This is a genomic window from Noviherbaspirillum sp. UKPF54, from assembly GCF_007874125.1.
Classification (GTDB): domain Bacteria; phylum Pseudomonadota; class Gammaproteobacteria; order Burkholderiales; family Burkholderiaceae_D; genus Noviherbaspirillum.
Genome location: NZ_CP040128.1, coordinates 984,385 through 1,008,792, shown reverse-complemented (window position 1 = coordinate 1,008,792; position 24,408 = coordinate 984,385). Strand labels below are relative to the sequence as shown.

The following is a 24,408-nucleotide window of genomic DNA, read 5'->3' as shown; positions in this document are numbered from 1 at the left end:
TTTGTGCCGAAATCTCTCAGAATTTTTTCTCAGCTGTTTCGTTGGTTCGCGTTGCATTTTTACATTCGCGCACCGGCCATGAACGTGCTTGTCACGTCGTGGTCGCGGCGTTGATTTACACGAAAGAACACAATGAGTTTTGAAGCACTAGGCCTGCACACGTCCATCCTGAAAGCCTTGTCCGAAGCCGGCTATACCAAACCCACCCCGGTACAGGAGCAAGCGGTTCCCGCGGCATTGCAAGACCGCGACCTGATGGTGTCGTCGCAGACCGGCTCCGGCAAGACCGCGGCATTCATGCTGCCGGCGCTGCACAAGTTCGCCCTTGCCGAACAACAATTTCAACCCGGCACCAAGACCCCGAACCAGGAACGGCAGTCGGCGCGCGCACGCGGCGACCGTCCTCGCTTCCAGCCTGCGCAACCGAAGATGCTGGTGCTGACGCCGACGCGCGAACTGGCACTGCAGGTCACCACCGCCACCTCCAAGTACGGCACCTATCTGCGCCGCCTGCGCGCCGTGTCCATCCTTGGCGGCATGCCGTATCCGAAGCAGATGCAGCTGCTGGCCAAGAATCCGGAAATCCTGGTCGCGACCCCGGGACGCCTGATCGACCATATGGAATCGGGCAAGATCAACTTCTCGCAGCTGGAAATCCTGGTGCTGGACGAAGCCGACCGCATGCTCGACATGGGCTTCATCGACGACATCGAAAAGATCGTCGAGGCGACGCCGGAAACGCGCCAGACCATGCTGTTCTCGGCCACGCTCGACGGCGTGGTGGGCAACATGGCCAAGCGCATCACGAAGGACCCGCTGGTGATCCAGATTGCAAGCTCCGGCACCAAGCATGAAAACATCCAGCAGCGCGTGCACTTCGTCGACGATCTGTCGCACAAGAACCGCCTGCTCGACCACCTGCTGCGCGATGCATCGCTCGACCAGGCCGTCGTGTTTACCGCGACCAAGCGCGACGCCGACACGATTGCCGACCGCCTGAACATCGCCGGCTTCACCGCCGCTGCATTGCATGGCGACATGCATCAGGGCGCACGCAACCGCACGCTCGACGCATTGCGCCGCGGCCAGGTGCGCGTGCTGGTGGCGACCGACGTTGCCGCGCGCGGCATCGACGTGCCGGGCATTACGCACGTGGTGAACTACGATCTGCCGAAGTTCCCTGAAGACTACGTGCACCGCATCGGCCGCACCGGTCGCGCCGGCCGCAACGGCCAGGCAATTTCGCTGGTGAACCACTCGGAAAATATCAACATCAAGCGCATCGAACGCTTCACCAAGCAATCGATTCCGGTCGATGTGATCGAAGGCTTCGAGCCGAAGAAATCCGCCACCGCACCGCGCAGCAACCGCAAGCCGGGTGGCTGGAAGCCGGGCGACAACCGCGGCAATGGCGGCAAGCCGGGCCAGCGCAGCTTCAGCAAGCCGGGGGCGCCGAAGCCGTCCGGCCCGCGCAAGGAAGGCGGCTACAGCAAGGGAGCACGCTCCGGCGACGGCGCACGCCGCTCCTACGGCGACCGCTGATCGCTCCTAGTGCATCAGCAAAAACGGCCGCTCCGGTTACCGGGCGGCCGTTTTTTTTCATGTGCTGCCGTTTCGCGTGCGCTCTACATGGCGCACGTACGAAAGCCGATGAACATGTCGTTGCGCCCCGGAAGGCAGAAATTGCGAAACTTCGGTGAACGCAGGCGCAAGCGGGTGGCGAACGATGCCCCGCGCACCGCCTGGTGCGTCATGAAGTGCGGTTCGGAATATTCGCGATACGCATCGACGGAAAATCCCGGATATGGCTCGAACGGCGAGCAAGTCCACTCCCACAGGTCGCCCCAGCGCAGCGCCGGATGCGCCGCCAGAGCCGCGTATTCCCACTCGGATTCCATCGGCAGACGCCTGCCCGCCCACGCGCAATATGCCTGCGCCTCGTACAGGCTGACATGGCGCACCGGTTCATGGAGCGGCAAGGCGATCTGCCGGCCGAAGCGCCGGCAGCGCCAGCGCCTGCCATCGGGTTCCCAGTCGCGCGGCGCCGACATGTCGTTACGCATCACCCAGTCGCGCCCGGCAACTGTCCAGAACTGCGGATTCTGATAGCCGCCATCCGCAATGAATTCGCCATACTGCGCATTCGACACCAGCGTCGAATCCATCGCGAATGGCGGCACGTAGACCGCATGTGCCCATTTTTCATTATCGAACACAAAACCGTCGCCGGGCTTGCTCCCCAACTCGATCGTCCCGCCGGGAAAACGGATTTCGCCTTGCGTCCAGGCCGGGATGCTGTGTTCTTCCAACTGCCGCGGCAGCCGCACGCCCAGCGTCTGCAGCACGGCAGCCAGCGCTTCGCCGCGCATGTCTTCGTGCGCCAGCGCCAGGCGATACGGGTACAGTGCCGCGGCTTCGTTTCTGGCACGTCCGAGCTTGTCGAGCACGCGGTCCAGCACTTCGCGGCAATAGGTTTTCAACGCGCCCGTGCTGGGCAAGTCCAGGCTCCAGCGGGCCCGCTGCGGTACCGTGTTGGGATCGAACCAGTCATCGCCCTTGGTCAGCAGCGAGGTACGTCCGGCCGCATCCGGTACGCTCGACTGCGCCTCGCGCAAGATGTACCACTCGGCAAACCACGCGATATATCCGAGTTCCCACAGAGGTGGATGAATGCCGGGCACCACCGGCACGTTGCGCGGCACATCCAACCCTGTGTCGGCGAAGCAGTCAAACAGGGTCAGCGTGTATTCGCGCGCGTCCTGCAATGCACCGGCGAGCTCGTTCGGTGTCGCGGTTCGAAAGGAAAAATTCATTGCCGTGCCGGTAAATCCGGAAATATTTTGCTGTCTTCATTATCGGTGCCGCGATGATAAATGCCAACAGGCGCTCCGCCGCCAGCCACGTTAGCTCGGACCACTTAAGCCGTTTGTGCGCTTGACAATGCACCGCCTGCTCTTCTACATTGGACGCATGTCGATCGCTCGCGCACATCACTCCCTCCTGCCCCTTTTCGCCTGCCTCCTGGCGGCGCGTGCGCTACTGCGCCTGGCGCGCTAATACTCTCCCCCTTCCCTGTTGTCTGTTGTTGCCCGCATGCCGAGCCGGCGATGCGGATGCCGAATTTTCCAAAGGCCATCCTTTCATGCACTTCAAGCGAATTCCCGTCACGATCGTCTGCGGCGACCTGATCGCCGTGATGATCTTCGCGCGTTCGCTTTCCCTGCTGCCGCTACCGATCGGTTGCCTGGCCTCGCGCTAGTGGCAGTCAGGCAGCCTCTTCGCCACATCTGGATTTCCCTTCAATCAAAGAAAAGGATTCACCATGATGTTGTCCAACCCTGCAGCCAAATATCGTTCCTTCCCCGCGGTCCAACTGCCCGGCCGTACCTGGCCCGATCGCGTCATCAGCAAGCCGCCGATCTGGATGAGCACCGATCTGCGCGATGGCAATCAAGCCCTGATCGAGCCAATGGATGGCGAGCGCAAGCTGCGCTTGTTTGAAATGCTGGTCAAGGTCGGCCTGAAGGAAATCGAAGTCGCCTTCCCTTCCGCGTCGCAGACCGATTTCGACTTCGTGCGCAGGCTGATCGAAGAAAAGCGCATCCCGCAAGACGTGACGATCGAGGTGCTGACCCAGTCGCGCGCAGACTTGATCCGCCGCACCGTCGAATCGCTGCATGGCGCTCGCCGCGCCATCGTGCACCTGTATAACGCGACCGCGCCGGCCTTCCGGGACATCGTGTTCGGGATGTCGCGCGAGCAGGTGCGCGACATCGCGGTGGCCGGAACGCGCCTGATCCGGCAACTGACGGACGAGCGGCCGGAAACGGAATGGGTATTCCAGTATTCGCCCGAAACCTTCAGCATGACCGAGCTGGACTTTGCGAAGGAGGTATGCGACGCCGTATCCGAGGTCTGGCAGCCGACGCCGCAACGCAAGATGATCATCAACCTTCCCACCACCGTCGAGTGCAGCACGCCCAACGTGTACGCGGACCAGATCGAGTGGATGCACCGCCACCTGGCGCGGCGCGACGCGATTATCCTCTCCGTGCATCCGCATAACGACCGCGGCACGGCGGTGGCGTCGGCGGAACTGGCGGTGATGGCCGGCGCCGATCGGGTCGAAGGCTGCCTGTTCGGCAATGGCGAGCGCACCGGCAACGTCGACCTGGTGACGCTGGCGATGAACCTCTACACGCAGGGCGTGCATCCCGGGCTGGATTTTTCGGATATCGACGCGGTACGCCAGTGCGTGGAAGATTGCAACCAGCTTCCGGTACATCCGCGCCATCCCTATTCGGGCGATCTGGTGTACACCGCCTTTTCCGGATCGCACCAGGACGCAATCCGGAAAGGCTTTGCGAGGCAGCAGGCCGACGCGATCTGGGAGGTGCCGTATCTGCCGCTCGACCCGGCCGACGTCGGGCGCAACTACGATGCCGTCATCCGCGTCAACAGCCAGTCCGGCAAGGGCGGCATGGCGTATCTGCTGGAGCAGGAATACGGGTTGCAGCTGCCGCGCCGCCTGCAGATCGAGTTCAGCCGCGTCGTGCAGCAGGTGGCCGACGACACCGGCAAGGAAGTCGTCGCGCATGACATTTACCGCATTTTCCGGCAAGAGTACCTCGATGCCGCGTCGCCTTACGGATATCGAATGCACCGGATGACGGACGATCCGGAGCAATCCGGCATGGTGCGCGTACAGGCGGAACTCCGGCATGCAGGCAGGCCGGTGACCGTTGCCGGTACCGGCAACGGGCCGATCGCGGCCTTCGTGCAGGGTCTCGGAACGGCAAGCGCGGGAGTGGATATCCGCCTGATGGATTACCACGAGCATGCCGCCGGCAGCGGCGCGGATGCGATGGCGGTGTGCTATGTAGAACTGCGCGTGGGCGACAATCCGACGCTGTTTGGCGTCGGGATGGATGCCAATATCGTCACGGCGTCATTCAAGGCGGTGCTCTGCGCAGTGAACCGGCAGCTTGCTTCCCGTAGAGTCAATGCGGAGCCGGCCGACGCGACAGAAGCCGTGTGACATCCCCCTGCGCCTGCGCAGGTTCAGGCGCAGGGCAGCCCATATCGGCGCGCCGATCGCACGCTGCCCGCACCGAAAAATCACTCAACCGCCGGCTGATTTCGCCAGCCGGATTCCGGCAAACTGCCAGCGCGCATAGGCCGGAAAGAAGTTACGGTAGGTGACGCGGGCATGCCCGGCTGGCGTTGCGCTGGATGAGCCGCGCAGGACATATTGGTTGGACATGAATTTTCCGTTGTACTCGCCGATGGCTCCCTCTGCAACGCGGTATCCTGGATATGGAGCGTAACTGCTCAGCGTCCACTGCCAGCAGGTGTCGAACAGCTGCGTCAATCCGGAATCCGGTGCCGAGGCAGCATGCTCCCACTCGGCTTCGGTCGGCAATCGCGCGCCGGCCCAGCGCGCGTAGGCGTCCGCCTCGAAGAACGAGATGTGTTCCAGCGGCCGGTGCGGATCGAGCTGCTGCAATCCATGCAATGTGAATTCGCGCCATCCGTCTTCATGGCGGCGCCAGTAGAGCGGCTGCATCAGCTCGCTGGCGCGCACCCAGTCCCATCCTTCCGACAGCCACAGCGAGGCCTTGGCGTACCCGCCGTCCTCCACGAAGGAAAGATATTCGGCGTTGGTGACGAGACGCGACGCCAGCGCGTACGGTTCGAGGAACTGGCGATGGCGCGGTGTTTCATTGTCAAAGCAAAATGCGCCGCCGGCATGGCCGATCTCCACCACGCCGCCGTCGAAAGCGCGCCAGCCGGCAGGTGCGGCGGGCGGCGCAGGCTCGAATGCGGCATTCGAGTAAGCCGGCCACAACGGATTCAGCGACAGCAGATGCTTGACGTCGGTTAGCATCAGTTCCTGGTGCTGCTGCTCATGGTGCATGCCGACTTCCAGCAGCATGTCCAGCTCGGGATCGCCGCCGCGCCGATCCAGCAGGACCGCCATGCGCTCGTCGACGTTGCGCCGGTAAGCCAGCACCTCGCCCAACGCGGGACGAGTCAGCATGCCGCGCTGCGGGCGCGGGTACTTGTCGCCGACACCGTTGTAATACGAATTGAACAGCATGCGGAAAGCCGGATGAAAGGGCCGGAACGCAGGCTCGAAACGTTCCAGGATGAAGGTTTCGAAAAACCAGGTGGTGTGCGCCATGTGCCACTTCACCGGGCTGGCATCGGTCATCGACTGCACGCAGCAATCTTCTTCGGACAATGGCGCGGCCAGGTCGAGCGTTTGCCCGCGCACGGCATCGAAACGGGAAGATGTTCTCATCGCGCCCTCCTACCGCACCCGCGCATGACACACCATGAACCAGCCGCGCTCGTCGGTCCAGGTCTGTATCCGCCCAAAGCCCGAGCGCTCCAGCAGTTGCAGAAAATCGTGACGGGCGTACTTGTAGCTGCTCTCGGTGTGAATCCGTTCCCCCGCCAGGAAGCGGCGCGCGCCGCCGCGCCAGCTGACGCGCGTTTCGCGCCGCGCCTCCAGATGCATTTCGATGCGGCCGTGGGCTTCATTGAAACAGCCGCGGTGGCGCCAGTTGCGCAGGTCGAAATCCGCGCCGATCAGGCGGTTCAGATGAAGCAGCAGGTTGAGATTGAACGAGGCGGTCACGCCGAGTGCGTCGTCATAGGCGGCGTCGAGCGTCTGCCGGTCCTTGAGCAGGTCGACGCCGATCAGCAGGCCGCCGTCAGGCCCGCAGGCTTCGCGCACCCTGCGCAATAGCGCGGCCGCCTGCTCCGGCGGAAAATTGCCGATCGATGAACCGGGATAAAAAAACAGGCGTCGCTCTTGCCCGACCGCATCGGGCAATTCCAGCGAAGCTGAAAAATCCATGCCGACGCCAATCATCCTAATATGCGGCGACTGTTGCCGTAACCGACAAACCGCATCGCGCAGGAAATCAACAGAGATATCGACCGGCACATATTGTACGGGCCGCAATGCCGGGAACAGCCGCGCCGCCTTCGCGCAGTTGCCGGCGCCCAAGTCGATCAGCGTCACGCCCTGCCCCGCCGCGCGGGCGATGTCGGCAAGATGGCACTCGACGATCGCCGCCTCGGTGCGCGTCGGATAGTATTCAGGCAATTCGCAAATCGCTTCGAATAGCTTGGAGCCGAGCGCGTCGTACAAGTACTTCGGTGAAACGGCAGGTTGCTCAGCGAGCAAGCCTGCATGGAGCTCGGCGTGAACGGCTTGCGGGTCGCTGCGATAAATCTGGATGAAGTCCCGCGACGCGTCAGGGTTCGGTGATGGAGGCATGGAATCAGGTGTGTCGCGTTGCTCGACAGCCAGATACGCCGACGAGCAATCGAGGGTTGGGATTTTGGTTATCATATTGAATCAACAAGCAGGACCATTGACGCTGCACAAGCGCACATATGCTTATGTCGTATTCGTCTTTCCCGCCTTGCAAGAACAAGCCGTTTCCTTTCCTTAAACACTTGCCCTCCGCCAGCGGAACCGGCGCACCGATCCCCGATGCTGACATTGCATGAGCTCACCAAGTCGTACGCCGATGGCAGGCGCGTCCTGAACGGGCTGTCGTATTCGCTCGGCGCCGGCGAATACGTGGCGATCATGGGCGAGTCGGGCGTGGGCAAGTCGACGCTGCTGAACCTGATCGCGGGACTCGATACGCCGGACAGCGGCGAAGTGATGGTCGACGGGACGGCGATCTCGTCGCTGGACGAAGATGCCGCGACCCGCTTGCGGCGCGAAAAGTTCGGTTTCATCTTCCAGGCGTTTCATGTGCTGCCGCATCTGACCCTGCTGCAAAATGTCGCCCTGCCACTGTTGCTGAATCGCGCTTCCCAGCAGCGCGCCCATGAGATGCTCGATGCGGTCGGCCTGCGCGGGCGCGCCGGGGATTTTCCGCGCCAGCTGTCGGGCGGCGAGCTGCAGCGCGTGGCCATCGCCCGCGCGCTGGTGCACCGTCCCGCCCTGATCCTGGCCGACGAGCCGACCGGCAACCTCGACCCGGATACCGCGCATGAAGTGCTTTCGCTGCTGCGCAACGAGATCAAGGAAAACGGTGCTTCCGCCATCATCGTGACCCACTCGCCCGCCGCCGCCGCGACGGCCGACCGCGTGCTGACGCTGACCAGGGACGGGCTGCGGCCCGCCGCCGGCGCGCCCCGGGAATGACCGGCGCCGCGCCATCCCGCCTGCTACTGAACCGCTGGCTGATGCTGGGCGAATGGCGCGCGCATCCGGGCCGGGCGCTGGCCGCGATGCTGGCGATCGCGCTGGGCGTGGCGCTCGGGTTCGCGATCCACCTGATCAATGCCGCCGCCTTCAATGAATTTTCTGCCGCCGCCAGGAGCCTGTCAGGACAAGCCGATCTGCAGGTGCGCGGCGCGCAGGCCTTTTTCGATGAGGCGCTGTACCCGAGGCTGGCGCGGCAGGACGGCGTCGCGCTGGCCAATCCCGTGCTGGAACTGGATGCCACCGTACCCGGCCGGGAAGGCGCGCTCAAGCTGCTCGGGATCGACCCGTTGCGAGCGGCCCGCATCGCGCCCGACCTGATCGGCGTGCCGGCGCCGGACCGGCCTTTCGACACGCTCGCCGACGACACGATCTTCCTGTCTCCGGCCGCCATGGCGTGGCTGCGGGTCGGGCAAGGCGGCGTCCTGCGGCTGCAGTCCGGCACCGCGATCGTGCCGTTGCGCGTGGCCGGCGGCATTGCCCAGGCCCGGCCCGGCCAGCGCATCGCGGTCATGGACATCGGCGCGGCGCAATGGCGATTCGGCCGCATCGGGCAGCTGTCGCGCATCGACTTGAAACTCAGCCCCGGCATCGACCGCGCCCGCTTCAGGCAGGCGCTGGCCGGAGAACTCGGCGGCTGCTGCCTGGTCAGCGAACCGCGGGACCAGGACACGCGCAGCGCCAACATGTCGCGCGCCTATCGCGTCAACCTCAATGTGCTGGCGCTGGTGGCGCTGTTTACCGGCGCCTTCCTGGTTTTTTCGACGCAGGCCTTGTCGGTCATCCGCCGCCGCAGCCAGTTGGCGCTGTTGCGCGTGCTCGGCCTCACGCGCCGCCAGCTGCTGGCGCAGATCCTGGCTGAAGGCGCGGTGCTGGGCGTGACCGGTTCGCTGCTGGGGCTGGCGGCGGGCTATGCGATGGCGGCGACGGCATTGCGTCTGTTCGGCGGCGATCTGGGCGGCGGCTACTTCCCCGGCGTGCAGCCGGCCGTGCAGTTCTCGCCGCTCGCGGCCCTGGCGTTCTTCATCCTCGGCAGCGGCGTCGCCCTGCTCGGATGCGCCAGCCCCGCGTGGGAAGCGGCACGCGCCAGGCCGGCCGCCGCGCTCAAGGCCGGCAGCGAGGATGTCGCGCTGTCGCGGCTGGCTTCGCCCTGGCCCGGCCTGGCTTGCATCGCGCTGGCCGTCGCACTGACGCAGGCGCCCGCCGTGTTCGAGCTGCCGGTGTTCGGCTACCTCGCGGTCGCCCTGCTCCTGGTCGGCGGCATTGCGCTGATGCCGCGCGCGGCCGCCCTCCTGTTCTCGCGGGCAGCAGCCGCCGCCGGCAAGCGCCAGGCAGGCGCCGTCCCGATCCTGGCGCTGGCGCGGCTGGCGAATGCGCCGAACCAGGCATCGATCGCGCTGGGCGGCGTGCTGTCGAGCTTCAGCCTGATGGTGGCGATGGCGATCATGGTCGCCAGCTTCCGCGTCTCCGTCGACGACTGGCTGTCGCACCTGCTGTCCGCCGATCTGTACGTGCGCTCCGCCAGCGGCGGCGCGACCGGCTCCTTGCGCCCGGAGGAGCAAAGCGCGATCGCGGCAACGCCGGGCGTGGCGCGCGCCGCTTTCCTGAGATCGACCCAGCTCGCGCTGGATCCCGGGCGGCCGCCGGTAACGCTCATCGCCCGCTCCATCGACGCCGCCCGGCCGGAGGCGACATTGCCGATCGTCGGAACGACACTGCCCGCCCCGCACATTGCCCGCGACGCCGTTCCCGTGTGGGTATCGGAGGCGATGCTCGACTTGTACGGCTACCGGGTCGGCATGCCGGCGCAACTGCCGCTCGCCGGCCGCACGGTCGAGGTCCTCGTCGCCGGCGTCTGGCGCGACTACGCTCGGCAGTCGGGCGCGATTCAGATGCGCCTGGCCGACTACCGCGCCTTGACCGGCGACAGCGAGGTCAACGACGCGGCGCTGTGGCTGCGCCCGGGCACCGGCGTGGAACAGGTCGAGGCGGCGCTGCGCCGCCTGCCGTTCGGCGCCGCGCTGGAGTTTGCGGAACCCGGCGAAATCCGCGCCGTCAGCCTGAAGATTTTCGACCGCAGCTTCGCGGTGACCTATCTGCTGGAACTGGTGGCGATCGTGATCGGGCTGTTCGGCGTGGCGGCCACGTTTTCGGCGCAAACACTGGCCCGCGCCAGGGAGTTCGGCATGCTGCGCCATGTCGGCGTAACGCGGCGCCAGATCCTGTCCATGCTGGCGGCCGAGGGCGGCGCGCTGACGCTGCTGGGCATCGCGTCCGGCTTCATCCTGGGCGGCGCGATCAGCCTGATCCTGGTGTACGTGGTCAATCCGCAATCCTTTCACTGGACCATGCAGCTGCACGTGCCGTGGACGTTGCTGCTCACGGTGGCGGCGCTGCTGCTGGCGGCGGCGGCGGTGACGGCCCTTGTGGCAGGACGTTACGCGGTATCGGCCGACGCCGTGCGCGCGGTCAGGGAGGACTGGTAATGAGGCTTTCATCGTGGTTCAGGCATTCACTGCTCGGCGGCCTGATTTTTTGCTTGTCTCTCGCCGCGCTGTCGTTCGCGGCGCCGCCCGACTTTTCCCCCGTCGTGCCCGGGCGCGCGCTGGCCTTCCCGCGCGACTTCGGCGCCCATCCGTCGTTTCGCACCGAGTGGTGGTACGTCACCGGCTGGCTGCAGGGCGCCGACCGGCAACCGATCGGCTTCCAGGTGACATTCTTCCGCTCCGCGACCGGGCACGGCCGCGCCAATCCGAGCCGTTTCGCGCCCACGCAGCTGATCATCGCGCACGCCGCCTTGTCCGATCCGCGCATCGGCAAATTGCTGCATGCCCAAGACAGCGCGCGCGAAGGATTCGGCATCGCCTTCGCCAAGGAGGCTGACACCGATGTCAAGCTGGACGACTGGCGTCTCTCCCGCACTCCGGACGGACGCTACCGCGCCACGGTTGCCGCGCGCGAGTTCTCGCTGTCCCTGACCCTGGCCCCGCAGCAGGCGCCCATGCCGCAAGGCGACGGCGGCTATTCGCGCAAAGGCCCGCAGGCGGCGCAGTCCAGCTACTATTACAGCCAGCCGCAACTGCAGGTCAGCGGCACGGTGACGCGCAACGGCAAGGTTATCGCGGTGAGCGGCACCGCCTGGCTCGACCATGAATGGTCGAGCACGCTGCTCGATCCGGACGCGGCCGGCTGGGATTGGGTCGGCGTCAACCTGGACGATGGCTCGGCGCTGATGGCGTTCCAGATCCGCGGCAAGAACGGCGGCAAACTCTGGGCGCATGCCGCCCTGCGCGATAGCTCGGGGCGCGTTACGCGCTTCAGCGCGGATCAGGTGCGCTTCTCGCCGCAACGCAGCTGGCGCTCGCCGCGCACCAATGCCGCCTATCCGGTCGCGACCCGCATCGACACCGGCGGCGTCGCCTGGCAATTGGCGCCGCTGCAGGACGACCAGGAACTCGACTCGCGGCAATCCACCGGCGCGGTGTACTGGGAAGGCGCCGTCAGCGTCACGCGCGACGGCAAGCCCGCCGGGCGCGGCTATCTCGAGATGACCGGCTACGTGAAACCTCTGAAACTATGAACTCCAAAGAACAACCCAAGGGCCGGCTGGCCACGCTGCGCGGGCTGCTGCCTTTCCTGACGCCATACAAGAAGCAGTTCGTCCTGGCCGGCATCGCGCTGGTCGTGGCGGCCACCGCCACGCTGGCGATTCCCTACGCCTTCAAGCAGATGATCGATGCCGGCTTCGGTGCGGCCGGCGTAGGTGCGGCCGGAGCCAAGGGCGCCGCGCACATCGACCTGTACTTCATCGCGCTGTTCGGCGTGGCCTGCGTGCTGGCCGTTGCGACCGCCGCCCGCTTCTACATGGTGTCCTGGCTGGGCGAGCGCGTCACGGCCGACCTGCGCGGCGCGGTCTATTCGCATGTCATCACGCAAAGCCCGCAGTTTTTCGAAACCACGCAGACAGGCGAAGTGCTGTCGCGCCTGACCACGGATACCACGCTGATCCAGACGCTGGTCGGCACCAGCGTATCCATGGCGCTGCGCAACGCGCTGCTGTTCGCCGGCGGCCTCGTCATGCTGTTCGTCACCAGCGTGAAGCTGTCGTCGGTAATCATCGTGCTCCTGGCGGCTGTGGTGCTGCCGATCGTCGTGTTCGGGCGTCGCGTGCGCAAGCTGTCGCGCGCCTCACAGGACCGGGTGGCAGACGCCTCGGCGCTGGCGGGCGAAATCCTCAACGCGATGCCTACGGTCCAGGCCTTCACCCATGAAGGCGATGAAGCGCGGCGCTTTGGCTCATCGGTCGAGCGCGCGTTCGAGACCGCGATACTGCGCATCCGCGCGCGCGCCGCGCTGACCGTCATCGCCATCCTGCTGGTGTTCGGCGCGATCGTGTTCGTGCTGTGGCTGGGCGCGCATGCCGTGGTGCGTGGCAGCATGACCGGCGGCGAACTCGGCCAGTTCATCCTGTACGCCGCCATCGTCGCCGGGGCGATCGGCGCGCTGTCCGAAGTCATCGGCGACGCGCAGCGCGCCGCGGGCGCGGCCGAGCGCCTGCTGGAACTGCTTGCGGTGCGCTCTCCGATCCAGTCGCCGGCGCAACCCGAGCCGCTGCCCGCGCGTGCAGCCAACGGCGCAGCCCTGACGCTGCGCGACGTCGGCTTCCGCTATCCTTCGCGCCCGCAGACGGCGGCGCTGTCGCGCCTTTCGCTCGACATCCGCCCCGGCGAGACGGTCGCCGTGGTCGGGCCTTCCGGCGCCGGCAAAAGCACGCTGTTCCAGCTGCTGCTGCGCTTCTACGACCCGCAGCAGGGCCGGATCATGCTCGACGGCGTCGACATCCGCCGGCTCGACCTGCATGCGCTGCGCGGGGCCATCGGCGTGGTGCCACAGGATACGGTCGTGTTTTCGGCCAATGCGCTGGAAAACATCCGCTACGGCCGCGCCGGCGCCAGCGACGAGGAAGTGATCGCCGCCGCGAAAATGGCGGCCGCGCACGAGTTCATCGAAAAGCTGCCGCGGGGATACCAGTCCTTCCTGGGGGAGCGCGGGGTGCGCCTGTCCGGCGGCCAGCGCCAGCGCATCGCGATCGCGCGCGCATTGCTGAAAAATCCCCCGCTGCTGCTGCTCGACGAAGCCACCAGCGCGCTCGACGCCGAATCGGAACGGCTGGTGCAGGGCGCACTGCAGGCAGCCATGGCCGGGCGCACCACGCTGGTGATCGCGCACCGGCTGGCGACCGTGCAACGCGCCGACCGCATCCTTGTCATGGAACACGGGCAGGTCATCGAAAGCGGCACCCACGCGGAACTGACCGCGCAAGGCGGGCTGTATGCCAGCCTCGCCGCGCTGCAATTTTCGCCTGATGCGGCATAAGCGAGGCCAAGCAACGGCGATAAAAGCTTGATCCAGATGACAATGATTCTCGTTTTCACGTGCTAACATTGGCGTTCGGCATATTCTTTAAACAAGGAAAACACCATGCGCAAAATCGTCGTCTCCACCCTGTTGCTCGCTCTTTCCGGCACCGCCTTCGCCAGCGCAAAATGCGCCAAGCATCCGAAGGAAGAATGGATGAAGGAATCCGACGCCCGTGCCAAGCTGGAAGCCGAAGGCTACAAGATCAAGAAATTCAAGGTCGACGGCAACTGCTACGAAATCTACGGCCACAACAAGGAAGGCAAGAAGGTCGAAATCTATTTCGACACCAAGACCCTGGACGTGGTGAAGTCGGAAATCGAAAAGTAAGCCCGCCATCGCCATGATCGACGTCTGGGACCGTGTCGTTCGCTTCGTCCACTGGAGCGTGGCGGCACTGGTCCTTGCCAACTTCTTCATCGAAACGGGGCGCTGGCACCGCTATGCCGGCTACCTGGCCGCGGCATTGGTCGCGCTGCGCCTGGCCTGGGGATTCACCGCCCCCGGCTATGCCCGTTTCTCCCGCTGGTGGCCGGGATTCAGGAAAATCGTCACCTACCTGCGCCAGACGATCGCGGGGCAGGCGCCGCGCTACATCGGCATCAATCCGATGGGCGCCTCGATGGCGGTGCTGCTGTGGCTGTTGATCGCCGCGCTCGGCGTCACCGGCTGGATGATGGGCCTCGACGCCTACTGGGGCGAGGAATGGTTGCAGGAGCTGCACGAAACGAGCGCCTACGTGCTGCTGGGCGGCGTCGCGATTCATGTTACTTCCGTCATCGTCGTCAGCATCAAGAACCGCGAGAACCTGCCGAAGGCGATGTTGACAGGGAAAAAACGTTCTTCCTAGCTCGCGTCTCTCCCTTGTCCCCGGCCGAAAAGCGCGAGGGCTTCCGGTAAAATAGCGCATCTTTCGAAAACCTCCCTATGCGCCAATACCTCGACTTCATGCGCCATGTCTACGAACATGGCACCGAAAAAACCGATCGCACCGGCACCGGCACGCGCTCCGTGTTCGGCTACCAGATGCGCTTTAATCTGCAGGACGGCTTCCCGCTGGTGACCACCAAGAAGCTGCACCTGAAATCCATCATCCATGAGCTGATCTGGTTCCTGGCCGGCTCGACCAACATCGGCTACCTGAAAGACAACGGCGTCTCGATCTGGGACGAATGGGCCGATGCCGAGGGCAACCTCGGGCCGATCTACGGCTACCAGTGGCGCTCCTGGCCAACGCCAGACGGGCAGCACATCGACCAGATCGCGCAGGTGCTGGACCAGATCAGGAACAACCCGGACTCGCGCCGCATGATCGTCTCGGCCTGGAACGTGGCCGACATCCCGCAGATGAAGCTGCCGCCCTGCCACGCCTTCTTCCAGTTCTACGTCGCCGACGGCAAGCTGTCCTGCCAGCTCTACCAGCGCAGCGCCGACATCTTCCTCGGCGTGCCTTTCAACATCGCGTCCTACGCGCTGCTCACGCACATGATGGCGCAGCAGGCCGGACTCGAGGTGGGCGACTTCATCTGGACCGGCGGCGACTGCCACCTGTATTCGAACCACATGGACCAGGTGCGCGAGCAGCTCTCGCGCGCGCCGTTCGAACTGCCGAAGCTGGTCATCAAGCGCCAACCGGCATCGATCTTCGACTACAAGTACGAGGATTTCGAGGTCGCCGGCTACCAGTCGCACGCGGCCATCAAGGCGCCGGTGGCGGTGTAATGGCGCAGCTGACGATCGTCGTGGCCACCGACGCAAACCGTGGCATCGGCATCAACAACACCCTGCCCTGGCGCCTGCCGGAAGACCTGGCGCACTTCAAGCGCACCACGCTCGGCCATCCGGTCATCATGGGCCGCAAGACCTTCGAGTCGATCGGACGGCCCCTGCCGAACCGGCGCAACATCGTCGTCACGCGCAACCCGCAGTGGCGCCACGAAGGCGTGGAAGCGGCAGCCTCGCTGGATGCCGCCGTCGCGCTTGTCGGCGATGTGCCGGCCTGCATCATCGGCGGCGCGCAGATTTACGCCGAGGCGCTGCCGCGCACCGACCGCCTGATCGTCACCGAGATCGGCAAGACCTTCGACTGCGACGCCTTCTTCCCGGCCATCGATGCGCAGCAGTGGCAGGAAGTCGCGCGCGAGCGGCATCATTCGGACCAGAACGGATTCGATTACGCGTTCGTCACTTATCAAAGAGTTTAGGAGAAAAGATGTCCGGACACGGATTTCATGTGCATGGTCCGCACGACCATGAAGTCGAGCATGCTGCGCATGGCGCACACGGCGGCGATGGTTTTGCCAACAAGATCGCCGTCACCACGGCCATTCTCGCCACCGTCGGCGCACTGTTCGGCTACATGGCGGGCGACACGCAAAACAATGCCGCGCTGAACAAGAACGAGGCGGCGATCAAGAAAACCGCCGCCTCGAACCAGTGGAACTATTACCAGGCCAAGTCCAACAAGCAGAATCTCGCCGAGCTGGCGATGACCCTGCCCGGCGTCGACGTCGACAGATACAAGTCGGAAGTCGAGCGCTACAAGAAGGAAAAAAACGATATCAAGGCCGATGCCGAAAAGCTGGAAGCCGAATCTGCCGAGTGGAGCCACAAATCCGACGAGCAGATGCACCAGCATCACCGCTGGGCGCAGGCCATGACGGCCGAGCAGATCGCGATTTCTCTGGCGGCCATTACGCTGCTCACGCGCAAGAAGTGGCTGGAGTACACCTCGTACGGCGTGGCCGGCATCGGCATCGCCCTGGGCGTGCTGGCCTGGCTGCATTTCTGATCCCTCTCCCCGATGCTGCCGCCCTCGTGGCGGCAGCCGCCGCTGCGGAATCCGTACGCCGCCCATGCCATTTTTCGCGGCAGATTCTTTCCCTGGATTAATCACATTTCCCCAAGCTTCGCGCGGCGCTGCAAAAATTACGGCACCAACGGTCACCGTTACGCTCAAACCTTTTCCTGCGCCCACGGGCAAGCGCGTCATTGCAGGCAAACAGGTTCTTGCTGCCAGAAAAACTCCCTAGCGGATGGCGCTCCCTGCTGGCGCAACGTTTGCATTACAGCCCGGCATGAGCGAGCGGACATCCGCAATGAAACGCGCGGGCGCAGCGGACATGCATCGTAATCCCAGGAAAGGAGATGGCCATGTATCAGGAATCAAGCAAGAATCAATCATGGACGGCGGTACTCGGCGCGGTCGCGCTGGGCGCTGCGGCAATGTACCTGTCCGACCCGGATCGCGGCAGGCGGCGCCGCGCGTTGATCAGGGACAAGGCGCGCAGCGCCGTCAACAAGACCGGCAACGCCATCGATGTCGCTTCGCGCGACCTCGGCAACCGTATGCAGGGATTGCGCGCGCAGGGCCGGCGCATGCTGCGGCGCGGGGCCGAAGCGGACGACCAGGTGGTGGCGGCACGCGTGCGCCAGTGCCTCGGGCGCTGCGTATCGCATCCGCATGCGGTCAAGGTCAACGCGATGCAGGGATGCGTGGCATTGAGCGGGCCGATTCTGGCCGCCGAAAAGGAGCGCCTGCTGGATGCGGTGCGATCGGTGTCCGGGGTCAGCGAGATCGACGACCGGCTGACCGTGCACGAGAGCGCCGAAGGCGTCGCGGCGCTGCAGGGCGGGCGCAGGCTGGCGCAGTCGCGCTACCTCTTCATGCAGGACAACTGGCCACCAGCCTTGCGCGCAATCGCCGTCATGGGCGGCGGCGCCATCGGATATGCCGGCGTGGCGCGCCGCGGCCCGGCCGGCGCGCTGGCCGCCGTGCTCGGTCTGGGGATGGTCTTGCGCGGCGCGCTCAACCGCCCCTTGTGGCGGCGCGCCGGTTCGCGCGCGATGAAGCCGCTCGACCTGCACAAGACCATCTACATCAATGCATCGCCGGAACGGGTATTTGATACCTGGAGCAAGTACGAGAATTTCCCGCGCTTCATGTCGAACGTGCAGCAGGTGCAGGACATGGGCAACGGGCGTTCGCACTGGACCGTCAGCGGCCCGGTGGGAACCCAGGTCGAATGGGACTCCACCCTCACCGAGTCGCGGCGCCCGGAGCTGCTGGCATGGCGCACCGAACCGGATGCGGCGCTCGAGCACAACGGCCGCGTGCGCTTCGAGGCGGTCGACGGCGGCACGCGCGTGACGGTGGACATGACCTACAGTCCGCCGGCCGGGACGGCGGGAGAAGCCTTTGCTTCGCTGTTTGCCGGCAGCCCGACACGCCAGCTGGATGAAGACCTGATGCACATGAAGTCGTTCATCGAAAGCGGCGTGCCGCCGCACGACGCCAGCAAGGCGATGCAGCAGCAGCCGATACAGCAGCCGCAGCGCATGGGAGACGTCCTGCATTGAGCGACGCACCGCGGGCGTCACGCCGCGCCCGCCCGCCAGTTCATCCCTTCGTATCACGGCCGGGAGCGGGAGCATACCGCAAGCTCCCGCTTCCCGTCGCGCCCGCAACCGGCGCGCAAAGTTATCAAATCAACACCACCATGGCGCACCGGCCTGCCGGCCCGCACCCTTGCGCGCCTCTTATGGCGCGCATAATGGCCATATTTCCCCCACATCATCCACATATCTGCGAAAATTCGGCTTTTCCCATTTTCGGCGCGCAAGCGGTTGTTGCCACGACTTGCCCAGGCGTCTCCCAAGCAACATGTCTATTTTGGAGACCTCGATGAAATTCCGCTTCCCGATCGTCATCATTGACGAAGACTTCCGCTCCGAAAACACTTCGGGCCTGGGCATCCGCGCGCTGGCGCAGGCAATGGAAAACGAAGGCATGGAAGTCGTGGGCGTGACCAGCTACGGCGACCTGTCGCAGTTCGCGCAGCAGCAGTCGCGCGCCTCGGCCTTCATCCTGTCGATCGACGACGAGGAATTCGGCGGCGGCTCGGATGAAGAAACCGAATCGGCGCTCAAGTCGCTGCGCGCCTTCGTGGAAGAGATCCGCTACAAGAACGCCGACATCCCGATCTACCTGTACGGCGAAACGCGTACCTCGCGCCATATCCCGAACGACATCCTGCGCGAGCTGCACGGCTTCATCCACATGTTCGAGGACACGCCGGAATTCGTGGCGCGCCACATTATCCGCGAGGCCAAGTCCTACCTCGACAGCCTGGCGCCGCCGTTCTTCCGCGCGCTGGTGCACTATGCGCAGGACGGTTCCTACTCCTGGCACTGCCCCGGCCACTCCGGCGGCGTGGCATTCCTGAAGTCGCCGATCGGCCAGATGTTCCACCAGTTCTTCGGCGAGAACATGCTGCGCGCCGACGTCTGCAACGCCGTTGAAGAACTCGGCCAGCTGCTCGATCACACCGGCCCGGTGGCGGCTTCCGAGCGCAACGCGGCGCGCATCTTCAACGCCGACCACTGCTACTTCGTCACCAACGGCACGTCGACGTCGAACAAGATGGTGTGGCACTCCACCGTCGGCCCGGGCGACATCGTCGTGGTCGACCGTAACTGCCACAAGTCGATCCTGCACTCGATTATCATGACCGGCGCGATCCCGGTGTTCCTGATGCCGACCCGTAACCACCTCGGCATCATCGGCCCGATCCCGCTGGAGGAATTCAAGTTCGAGAACATCCAGAAGAAGATCGAGGCCAATCCGTTCGCGCGCGAGGCGAAGAACAAGAAGCCGCGCATCCTGACCATCACGCAGTCGACCTATGACGGCGTGCTGTACAACGTCGAAACGATCAAGCAGATGTTGGACGGGAAGATCGACACGCTGCACTTCGACGAAGCATGGCTGCCGCACGCAACCTTCCACGAGTTTTACAAGGACATGCACGCGATCGGCAAGGACCGCCCGCGCGCCAAGGAATCGCTGATCTTCTCGACCCAGTCGACCCACAAGCTCCTGGCTGGCCTGTCGCAGGCGTCGCAGATCCTGGTGCGCGACTCGGAAAAGGTCAAGCTCGACCAGGACACCTTCAACGAAGCCTACCTGATGCATACCTCGACCTCGCCGCAGTACGCGATCATCGCCTCGTGCGACGTGGCCGCCGCGATGATGGAGCCGCCGGGCGGCACCGCGCTGGTGGAGGAAAGCATCCTGGAAGCGCTCGACTTCCGCCGCGCGATGCGCAAAGTCGACCAGGAATGGGGGCAGGACTGGTGGTTCCAGGTCTGGGGGCCGGACACCTTCGCCGAAAACGGCGTCGGCTCGCGCGAGGACTGGATGATCCGCGCCGAGGACGAATGGCACGGCTTCGGCAAGCTGGCGACCGGCTTCAACATGCTCGACCCGATCAAGGCCACCATCGTCACGCCGGGCCTGTCGCTCAACGGCCAGTTCGGCGAAACCGGCATTCCGGCATCGATCGTGACCAAGTACCTGGCCGAACACGGCGTCATCGTGGAAAAGGCCGGCCTGTACTCGTTCTTCATCATGTTCACCATCGGCATCACCAAGGGCCGTTGGAACACGCTGGTGACCGCGCTGCAGCAGTTCAAGGACGACTACGACAAGAACCAGCCGATCTGGCGCATCCTGCCGGAATTCGCCGCCGCCAATCCGCGCTACGAGCGGGTCGGCCTGCGCGACCTGTGCCACCAGATCCACGACATGTACAAGGCCTATGACGTGGCGCGCCTGACCACGGAAATGTACTTGTCCGACATGCAGCCGGCGATGAAGCCCTCGGATGCGTTCGCCAAGATGGCGCACCGCGAGATCGAGCGCGTCGCGATCGACGAGCTGGAAGGCCGTGTCACCGCGATCCTGCTGACGCCCTACCCGCCCGGCATTCCGCTGTTGATCCCGGGCGAACGCTTCAACAAGACCATCGTTGACTACCTGAAGTTTGCGCGCGATTTCAACGAGAAATTCCCGGGCTTCGAGACCGACGTGCACGGATTGGTCACGCAGGACGTGGGCGGCAAGCGCGGCTATTACGTGGACTGCGTCCGCTAAGCCGGCCGCCGCAAATGAAAACGGCGGGCGCATGCGTCGCCCGCCGTTGGAAATTTCACCCGCCTGCGCCCTGTGCGTTCACTCGCGCAGGGCTGCCTCGCCGGGCCGTTCCCGCTCTGGAAACGGCCGCGCGCTCAGCCGTCTACCTTGCCGTTATCGCCTGCATTGCCATCGATCGCGGGCGTGGTGCGTGCCGTACTCTGGCTGGCGCGACGGTCGGGACCATTGCGAGGCTGCGAGCGACGTTCGGCAATGCGGCGCTCGCGGAATTTGTTCAAGTCGTAGCTGGCTGCCTCAAAGAGGTTTTCCGGTCGCGTCATGTTTTCCCGCCCAATTCTGTTTAAAAATAGAAACTTCGCGAGATTCTAAGGCGGCATGTACAAACGATGTTGACTTTCCTCAAGCCTCCTCACATTCTAGGGCAAATTCTTCGGGGCTCATCGAGGGCAAAACCGCACCGTTCAATTATCGTCTGAACGCAGTTGCTGCCTCATCTGCTTGCCATTCCCCGCATTTTCGCCGTCCTCACCCACATCGTCCGGGTCGATCGGCTCGCGTCCGCCGCCTTCCCAGGTTTGCTGGCCGGCCTGCTGGTCCGCGGGCGGAAAACCATCCCGCTTGGGCTGCGCTTGCGTCTGCTGCGTGCCGCTCATGGTGAGACTCCTTCCGTAATGGTCGAACGCCGGACCTTGCTCCGGCCCGGTGCGACATGCCCGGCTTGAAGCAAGGGCATATCAGACTGCATTGGGCCTCGCGGCACGAAGATAGTTCCGGATTGGCATGCCTGGTTCATACCTCCCTCTAGCGTGCAACGCTTATCTTCATCGTCACCGGAAACCCTGCCTGAGCGGGGTAATCGGGCGGTTTGGGAAAACGGACCGATGCAAAGCCGCTGGCGATACACCGGCCGATGGCGTTATCCGGCTTCACCGCGATCGCCGTCGCCCGCCCGGCGGCGCCGATGCCGGCGACCAGCACTACCGACTTTTGCCCCGGTGCTGGCTCGACCGCATGGCAAGAGCGCATCGTGCGCGCCAACTGGCGGCCGCTGCGGCGGATCAGCGCCGCCTTATAGGTCCTGAATCTCTCATCCGTTTCCGCATCGTTGGCCAATTGCACCCGTGTCTCGAAGGACGCGGGCAAAACCGGGGCCGGGGCCTGCGCATGGGCCGAGGCGGTGAGGACGAAAAAAATCAGCGGGGCAGCATGTTTCATGGCGGTGGAAAGTTTCGGTCAGCTGTCAGACGAAAGTCGCTTCATGCAATATTGGGCAAATTAATAGGCATAGCCGACCGACAGGCCGCCGCCCCAACCCGGGTTGCTGTCGGCCAGACCTTTTGTGACATAGGTTTGCGTTTTCCAAGCCTTGTCGACCTTGTGCACGTAACACGCGCTTACTTCCAGCGAGGACAGGCTTGATTTCTTGCTGCAACCAAACGCAATGCCTGCATTTTCGGCAGCGTCTTGCGCATGGGACGGGTTGGCGGTCGACAGAAGGCTGGATGCCGACGGAGGCATTCCTGGTATGCCGGGCATCCCCTCTCCCAAGGCTGTCCCGAATCCCTTGACGCCGGTTGCTAGGCCAAACCGAGGCTCCCCGCCAATCTGAACGCCCCCGTGCCTGAAAAAAGGATCGCCAGATAAGCTGTAGCTTGTTATCCGGATTTTCCGAAATTTCTCTTGGCGCCTGGCTTTTCCCGCGATGCCGAAGATATTCTTCCGCAGTCCGGGCTTCAGCTGTTCTTGCCTGTTCGAACGCGTCCGCGACGAGGGGGCGGCAGCAGACGCGCCCGACACGATAGTCAGGTCCATGCAAAATACTGGCCCTATGCCGGAAAAGACCAGCCAGGATGCGAGCAGGAAGAGCAGTGCGGGCCGCTTGATCGCCATAACCAACATGCAACTTGGTAATTCTTTGTAATTGTGGGGAACTCGATTGCATCAACATAGATGAGTTCCTCCTTCGTTGCTGTAAAGAAAGGTAACAGCCGTTGCGGCCGGCGCACTACGCCTCCTAGAAAGGCATTCCGGCGGCGATCAATGAAGTGGCAAAATCAATAACTTTCCGCCTTGGGATGAACGTCAGTACTCGTCGTGGCAGCAGCCAAGCCTCTCACGCAATTCATGCTACGCTTATCACTCTCAATTTCGAAGGATCCTATGATTTCAGCATTGCAAGCACTTGAACAACTACGAGACGGCAACCGCCGTTTCGTTTCCGATATCCGTAACTCCAGCGCGCTGCCGACCCATGCGCGCAGTACCTCGCTGCCGACCGGACAGGAACCTGTCGCCGTCATCCTAGGCTGTTCCGACGCACGCGTACCGGCCGAAATCGTATTTGATCAAGGGCTCGGCGACCTGTTCGTGATCCGGGTGGCGGGAAATATCGTGGCGCCGTCCCAGATCGGCAGCGTCGAGTTTGCCGTCGAGCGCTTCGGCACCCGCCTCGTCGTCGTGCTCGGCCACAGCCAGTGCGGCGCGATTCACGCCACGCTGGAAGAATTGCAGCGCCCGACGGAAAACCAGTCGCGCAACCTGCGCTCGATCGTCAATCGCGTGCGGCCATCGGTGGAAGGCTTGCTGGACACGGAATTGAAAAACGATTTCGACGCGCTAGTTCACCACGCGGTGCGCGCCAATATCCGCGCCTCCGCCAACCAATTGCGACACGGATCTGAAATTCTTGAAACGCTGATTGAAAAAGATGGCCTGCTCGTCGTCGGAGCCGAATACTCGCTAGAAACGGGCGTCGTCGATTTCTTCGATATCCAGTCGGAATCCTTGAAAGCTTAAGCCTGGACCAACGAGCAGCAGGTTCCTGCCTTACTCGTCATCACAGTGCCCGGCTCACCCGGGCATTTGCTGCCTGCCCAAAAAGAGTTCTTTGGCGATAGCGGTGCTGTTTTCGATCTGATATTTACATTTCGCAACAACTCTAGCAAAACAGAAACATCCTTCTTCGAAGTTTCCGTGCATCATTAGTTGCACATAGGAAATTATCAAACAGATCAATACAGGTTTTCACCGTCTCCATCGCGAGGGCTACTTCTCCGCAAGGGGAAGCTTGGGTGAGCGGCAGTGTGTATGAAGTACTTTGCGTACCGCAGACACTCTCCCCCTTACCTCTCCCCTCTCCCCGCAAGGGAGAGGGGATTTTTTTGCTGCCGATTCAGGCGGAGATCCCGGCTGTGACTGCCGCACCCCTTGCTACTGCAAGGAATGCTCGCCGCGGGCTTGCCGCTGGCGCTCAGGTCTTCGGCAAGGTGACGCCGTGCTGTCCCTGGTACTTGCCGCCGCGGTCCTTGTACGATGTCTCGCACACTTCGTCGCTTTCGAAAAACAGGACCTGCGCGCAACCTTCGCCGGCGTAAATCTTCGCCGGCAGCGGCGTGGTGTTTGAAAATTCGAGCGTCACATAGCCTTCCCATTCCGGCTCGAACGGCGTCACGTTGACGATGATGCCGCAGCGCGCATAGGTCGACTTGCCGAGGCAAATGGTAAGCACATTGCGCGGAATGCGGAAATACTCCATGGTGCGCGCCAGCGCGAACGAATTGGGCGGAATGATGCACACGTCGCCCTTGAAATCCACGAAGGACTTTTCATCGAAATTCTTCGGATCGACGATGGTGCTGTTGATGTTGGTGAAAATCTTGAATTCGTCCGCGCAGCGGATGTCGTAGCCGTAGGACGAGGTGCCGTAGCTGACGATCTTGTGGCCGTCGACGTGGCGCACCTGGCCGGATTCGAACGGCTCGATCATGCCGTGTTCCTGCGCCATGCGGCGGATCCATTTATCGGATTTAATGCTCATTAT

22 protein-coding genes are annotated in these 24,408 nt (G+C 63.8%); 14 read left to right on the top strand and 8 right to left on the bottom strand.

Annotated elements, in window-relative coordinates:
* Nucleotides 1–132 precede the first annotated feature (132 nt).
* Nucleotides 133–1,542, top strand: a complete 1,410-nt coding sequence (locus FAY22_RS04780; protein WP_146329156.1) for a DEAD/DEAH box helicase — start codon at nt 133–135, stop codon at nt 1,540–1,542.
* An 83-nt stretch (nt 1,543–1,625) separates the two neighbouring features.
* Here the strand turns inward: FAY22_RS04780 and senA are convergent, their stop codons facing one another.
* On the bottom strand, nt 1,626–2,813 hold the full coding sequence (gene senA, locus FAY22_RS04775; RefSeq protein ID WP_146329155.1) for a selenoneine synthase SenA: 1,188 nt from the start codon (nt 2,811–2,813) through the stop codon (nt 1,626–1,628).
* Between the two features lie 509 nt (nt 2,814–3,322).
* On the opposite strand from senA, the gene leuA reads away from it, so the two are divergent.
* Nucleotides 3,323–5,038: a 2-isopropylmalate synthase gene (gene leuA, locus FAY22_RS04770; protein WP_146329154.1), complete on the top strand. Its 1,716-nt coding sequence runs from the start codon at nt 3,323–3,325 to the stop codon at nt 5,036–5,038.
* Nucleotides 5,039–5,122: 84 nt separating this feature from the next.
* Here the strand turns inward: leuA and egtB are convergent, their stop codons facing one another.
* Both egtB and egtD read right to left on the bottom strand, forming a co-directional pair.
* Nucleotides 5,123–6,304, bottom strand: a complete 1,182-nt coding sequence (gene egtB / locus FAY22_RS04765) for an ergothioneine biosynthesis protein EgtB (protein ID WP_146329153.1) — start codon at nt 6,302–6,304, stop codon at nt 5,123–5,125.
* A gap of 9 nt (nt 6,305–6,313) precedes the next feature.
* Complete coding sequence (gene egtD / locus FAY22_RS04760) at nt 6,314–7,366, bottom strand: L-histidine N(alpha)-methyltransferase (RefSeq protein WP_246860659.1); 1,053 nt, start codon at nt 7,364–7,366, stop codon at nt 6,314–6,316.
* A gap of 144 nt (nt 7,367–7,510) precedes the next feature.
* Between egtD and FAY22_RS04755 the strand changes: the two genes are divergently transcribed.
* From FAY22_RS04755 to FAY22_RS04705, 11 genes are all read left to right on the top strand, one after another.
* On the top strand, nt 7,511–8,176 hold the full coding sequence (locus FAY22_RS04755) for an ABC transporter ATP-binding protein (protein WP_146329152.1): 666 nt from the start codon (nt 7,511–7,513) through the stop codon (nt 8,174–8,176).
* Nucleotides 8,173–10,722 (top strand): FtsX-like permease family protein, encoded by a 2,550-nt coding sequence (locus FAY22_RS04750; RefSeq protein WP_146329151.1) that lies wholly within the window; start codon nt 8,173–8,175, stop codon nt 10,720–10,722. The genes FAY22_RS04755 and FAY22_RS04750 overlap by 4 nt, the downstream gene beginning before the upstream one ends.
* Complete coding sequence (locus tag FAY22_RS04745) at nt 10,722–11,816, top strand: lipocalin-like domain-containing protein (RefSeq protein ID WP_146329150.1); 1,095 nt, start codon at nt 10,722–10,724, stop codon at nt 11,814–11,816. Before FAY22_RS04750 ends, FAY22_RS04745 begins: the two co-directional genes overlap by 1 nt.
* A complete protein-coding gene (locus FAY22_RS04740) occupies nt 11,813–13,612 on the top strand; it encodes an ABC transporter transmembrane domain-containing protein (RefSeq protein ID WP_146329149.1) in 1,800 nt (599 codons plus the stop codon). The genes FAY22_RS04745 and FAY22_RS04740 overlap by 4 nt, the downstream gene beginning before the upstream one ends.
* A gap of 105 nt (nt 13,613–13,717) precedes the next feature.
* Entirely contained in the window at nt 13,718–13,984 is a 267-nt protein-coding gene (locus FAY22_RS04735) for a PepSY domain-containing protein (RefSeq protein ID WP_146329148.1), read from the top strand.
* Nucleotides 13,985–13,997: 13 nt separating this feature from the next.
* Nucleotides 13,998–14,504 carry a cytochrome b/b6 domain-containing protein gene (locus tag FAY22_RS04730; protein WP_146329147.1) on the top strand — a complete coding sequence of 169 codons (507 nt, stop codon included), beginning with the start codon at nt 13,998–14,000 and terminating at the stop codon, nt 14,502–14,504.
* Nucleotides 14,505–14,581: 77 nt separating this feature from the next.
* Entirely contained in the window at nt 14,582–15,376 is a 795-nt protein-coding gene (locus FAY22_RS04725; protein WP_146329146.1) for a thymidylate synthase, read from the top strand.
* A complete protein-coding gene (locus tag FAY22_RS04720; RefSeq protein WP_146329145.1) occupies nt 15,376–15,858 on the top strand; it encodes a dihydrofolate reductase in 483 nt (160 codons plus the stop codon). Before FAY22_RS04725 ends, FAY22_RS04720 begins: the two co-directional genes overlap by 1 nt.
* Before the next feature lie 8 nt (nt 15,859–15,866).
* Nucleotides 15,867–16,445: a DUF4337 domain-containing protein gene (locus tag FAY22_RS04715; protein ID WP_146329144.1), complete on the top strand. Its 579-nt coding sequence runs from the start codon at nt 15,867–15,869 to the stop codon at nt 16,443–16,445.
* 362 nt (nt 16,446–16,807) lie between these two features.
* Nucleotides 16,808–18,013 (top strand): SRPBCC family protein, encoded by a 1,206-nt coding sequence (locus tag FAY22_RS04710; protein ID WP_168204773.1) that lies wholly within the window; start codon nt 16,808–16,810, stop codon nt 18,011–18,013.
* A gap of 325 nt (nt 18,014–18,338) precedes the next feature.
* Complete coding sequence (locus FAY22_RS04705) at nt 18,339–20,588, top strand: arginine/lysine/ornithine decarboxylase (RefSeq protein WP_146329142.1); 2,250 nt, start codon at nt 18,339–18,341, stop codon at nt 20,586–20,588.
* Between the two features lie 134 nt (nt 20,589–20,722).
* Here FAY22_RS04705 and FAY22_RS04700 read toward each other — a convergent pair whose 3' ends face one another.
* The 4 genes from FAY22_RS04700 to FAY22_RS04685 form a co-directional block, all read right to left on the bottom strand.
* Nucleotides 20,723–20,908, bottom strand: a complete 186-nt coding sequence (locus FAY22_RS04700) for a hypothetical protein (RefSeq protein ID WP_146329141.1) — start codon at nt 20,906–20,908, stop codon at nt 20,723–20,725.
* 141 nt (nt 20,909–21,049) lie between these two features.
* The gene (locus FAY22_RS04695) at nt 21,050–21,241 is read right to left on the bottom strand and encodes a hypothetical protein (protein WP_146329140.1); all 192 of its coding nucleotides are present in this window, start codon (nt 21,239–21,241) and stop codon (nt 21,050–21,052) included.
* A gap of 148 nt (nt 21,242–21,389) precedes the next feature.
* Nucleotides 21,390–21,803, bottom strand: a complete 414-nt coding sequence (locus FAY22_RS04690) for a hypothetical protein (RefSeq protein ID WP_146329139.1) — start codon at nt 21,801–21,803, stop codon at nt 21,390–21,392.
* A 60-nt stretch (nt 21,804–21,863) separates the two neighbouring features.
* Entirely contained in the window at nt 21,864–22,487 is a 624-nt protein-coding gene (locus tag FAY22_RS04685) for a hypothetical protein (RefSeq protein WP_146329138.1), read from the bottom strand.
* 195 nt (nt 22,488–22,682) lie between these two features.
* Here FAY22_RS04685 and FAY22_RS04680 point away from each other — a divergent pair, with 195 nt between their 5' ends.
* On the top strand, nt 22,683–23,384 hold the full coding sequence (locus FAY22_RS04680) for a carbonic anhydrase (protein ID WP_246860658.1): 702 nt from the start codon (nt 22,683–22,685) through the stop codon (nt 23,382–23,384).
* Nucleotides 23,385–23,838: 454 nt separating this feature from the next.
* Here the strand turns inward: FAY22_RS04680 and dcd are convergent, their stop codons facing one another.
* Nucleotides 23,839–24,405, bottom strand: coding sequence for a dCTP deaminase (dcd, locus tag FAY22_RS04675; RefSeq protein ID WP_146329137.1), 567 nt, complete (start codon nt 24,403–24,405; stop codon nt 23,839–23,841).
* Nucleotides 24,406–24,408 lie beyond the last annotated feature (3 nt).

Coding starts and splice junctions, on each gene's coding strand:
- FAY22_RS04705 (WP_146329142.1), top strand. CDS start 18,339: ATGAAATTCCGCTTCCCGATCGTCATCATTGACGAAGACTTCCGCTCC.
- FAY22_RS04700 (WP_146329141.1), bottom strand. CDS start 20,908: ATGACGCGACCGGAAAACCTCTTTGAGGCAGCCAGCTACGACTTGAAC.
- FAY22_RS04755 (WP_146329152.1), top strand. CDS start 7,511: ATGCTGACATTGCATGAGCTCACCAAGTCGTACGCCGATGGCAGGCGC.
- egtD (WP_246860659.1), bottom strand. CDS start 7,366: ATGATAACCAAAATCCCAACCCTCGATTGCTCGTCGGCGTATCTGGCT.
- FAY22_RS04780 (WP_146329156.1), top strand. CDS start 133: ATGAGTTTTGAAGCACTAGGCCTGCACACGTCCATCCTGAAAGCCTTG.
- FAY22_RS04750 (WP_146329151.1), top strand. CDS start 8,173: ATGACCGGCGCCGCGCCATCCCGCCTGCTACTGAACCGCTGGCTGATG.
- dcd (WP_146329137.1), bottom strand. CDS start 24,405: ATGAGCATTAAATCCGATAAATGGATCCGCCGCATGGCGCAGGAACAC.
- FAY22_RS04730 (WP_146329147.1), top strand. CDS start 13,998: ATGATCGACGTCTGGGACCGTGTCGTTCGCTTCGTCCACTGGAGCGTG.
- FAY22_RS04715 (WP_146329144.1), top strand. CDS start 15,867: ATGTCCGGACACGGATTTCATGTGCATGGTCCGCACGACCATGAAGTC.
- FAY22_RS04720 (WP_146329145.1), top strand. CDS start 15,376: ATGGCGCAGCTGACGATCGTCGTGGCCACCGACGCAAACCGTGGCATC.
- leuA (WP_146329154.1), top strand. CDS start 3,323: ATGATGTTGTCCAACCCTGCAGCCAAATATCGTTCCTTCCCCGCGGTC.
- senA (WP_146329155.1), bottom strand. CDS start 2,813: ATGAATTTTTCCTTTCGAACCGCGACACCGAACGAGCTCGCCGGTGCA.
- FAY22_RS04710 (WP_168204773.1), top strand. CDS start 16,808: ATGTATCAGGAATCAAGCAAGAATCAATCATGGACGGCGGTACTCGGC.
- FAY22_RS04690 (WP_146329139.1), bottom strand. CDS start 21,803: ATGAAACATGCTGCCCCGCTGATTTTTTTCGTCCTCACCGCCTCGGCC.
- FAY22_RS04745 (WP_146329150.1), top strand. CDS start 10,722: ATGAGGCTTTCATCGTGGTTCAGGCATTCACTGCTCGGCGGCCTGATT.
- FAY22_RS04735 (WP_146329148.1), top strand. CDS start 13,718: ATGCGCAAAATCGTCGTCTCCACCCTGTTGCTCGCTCTTTCCGGCACC.
- egtB (WP_146329153.1), bottom strand. CDS start 6,304: ATGAGAACATCTTCCCGTTTCGATGCCGTGCGCGGGCAAACGCTCGAC.
- FAY22_RS04740 (WP_146329149.1), top strand. CDS start 11,813: ATGAACTCCAAAGAACAACCCAAGGGCCGGCTGGCCACGCTGCGCGGG.
- FAY22_RS04685 (WP_146329138.1), bottom strand. CDS start 22,487: ATGTTGGTTATGGCGATCAAGCGGCCCGCACTGCTCTTCCTGCTCGCA.
- FAY22_RS04695 (WP_146329140.1), bottom strand. CDS start 21,241: ATGAGCGGCACGCAGCAGACGCAAGCGCAGCCCAAGCGGGATGGTTTT.
- FAY22_RS04725 (WP_146329146.1), top strand. CDS start 14,582: ATGCGCCAATACCTCGACTTCATGCGCCATGTCTACGAACATGGCACC.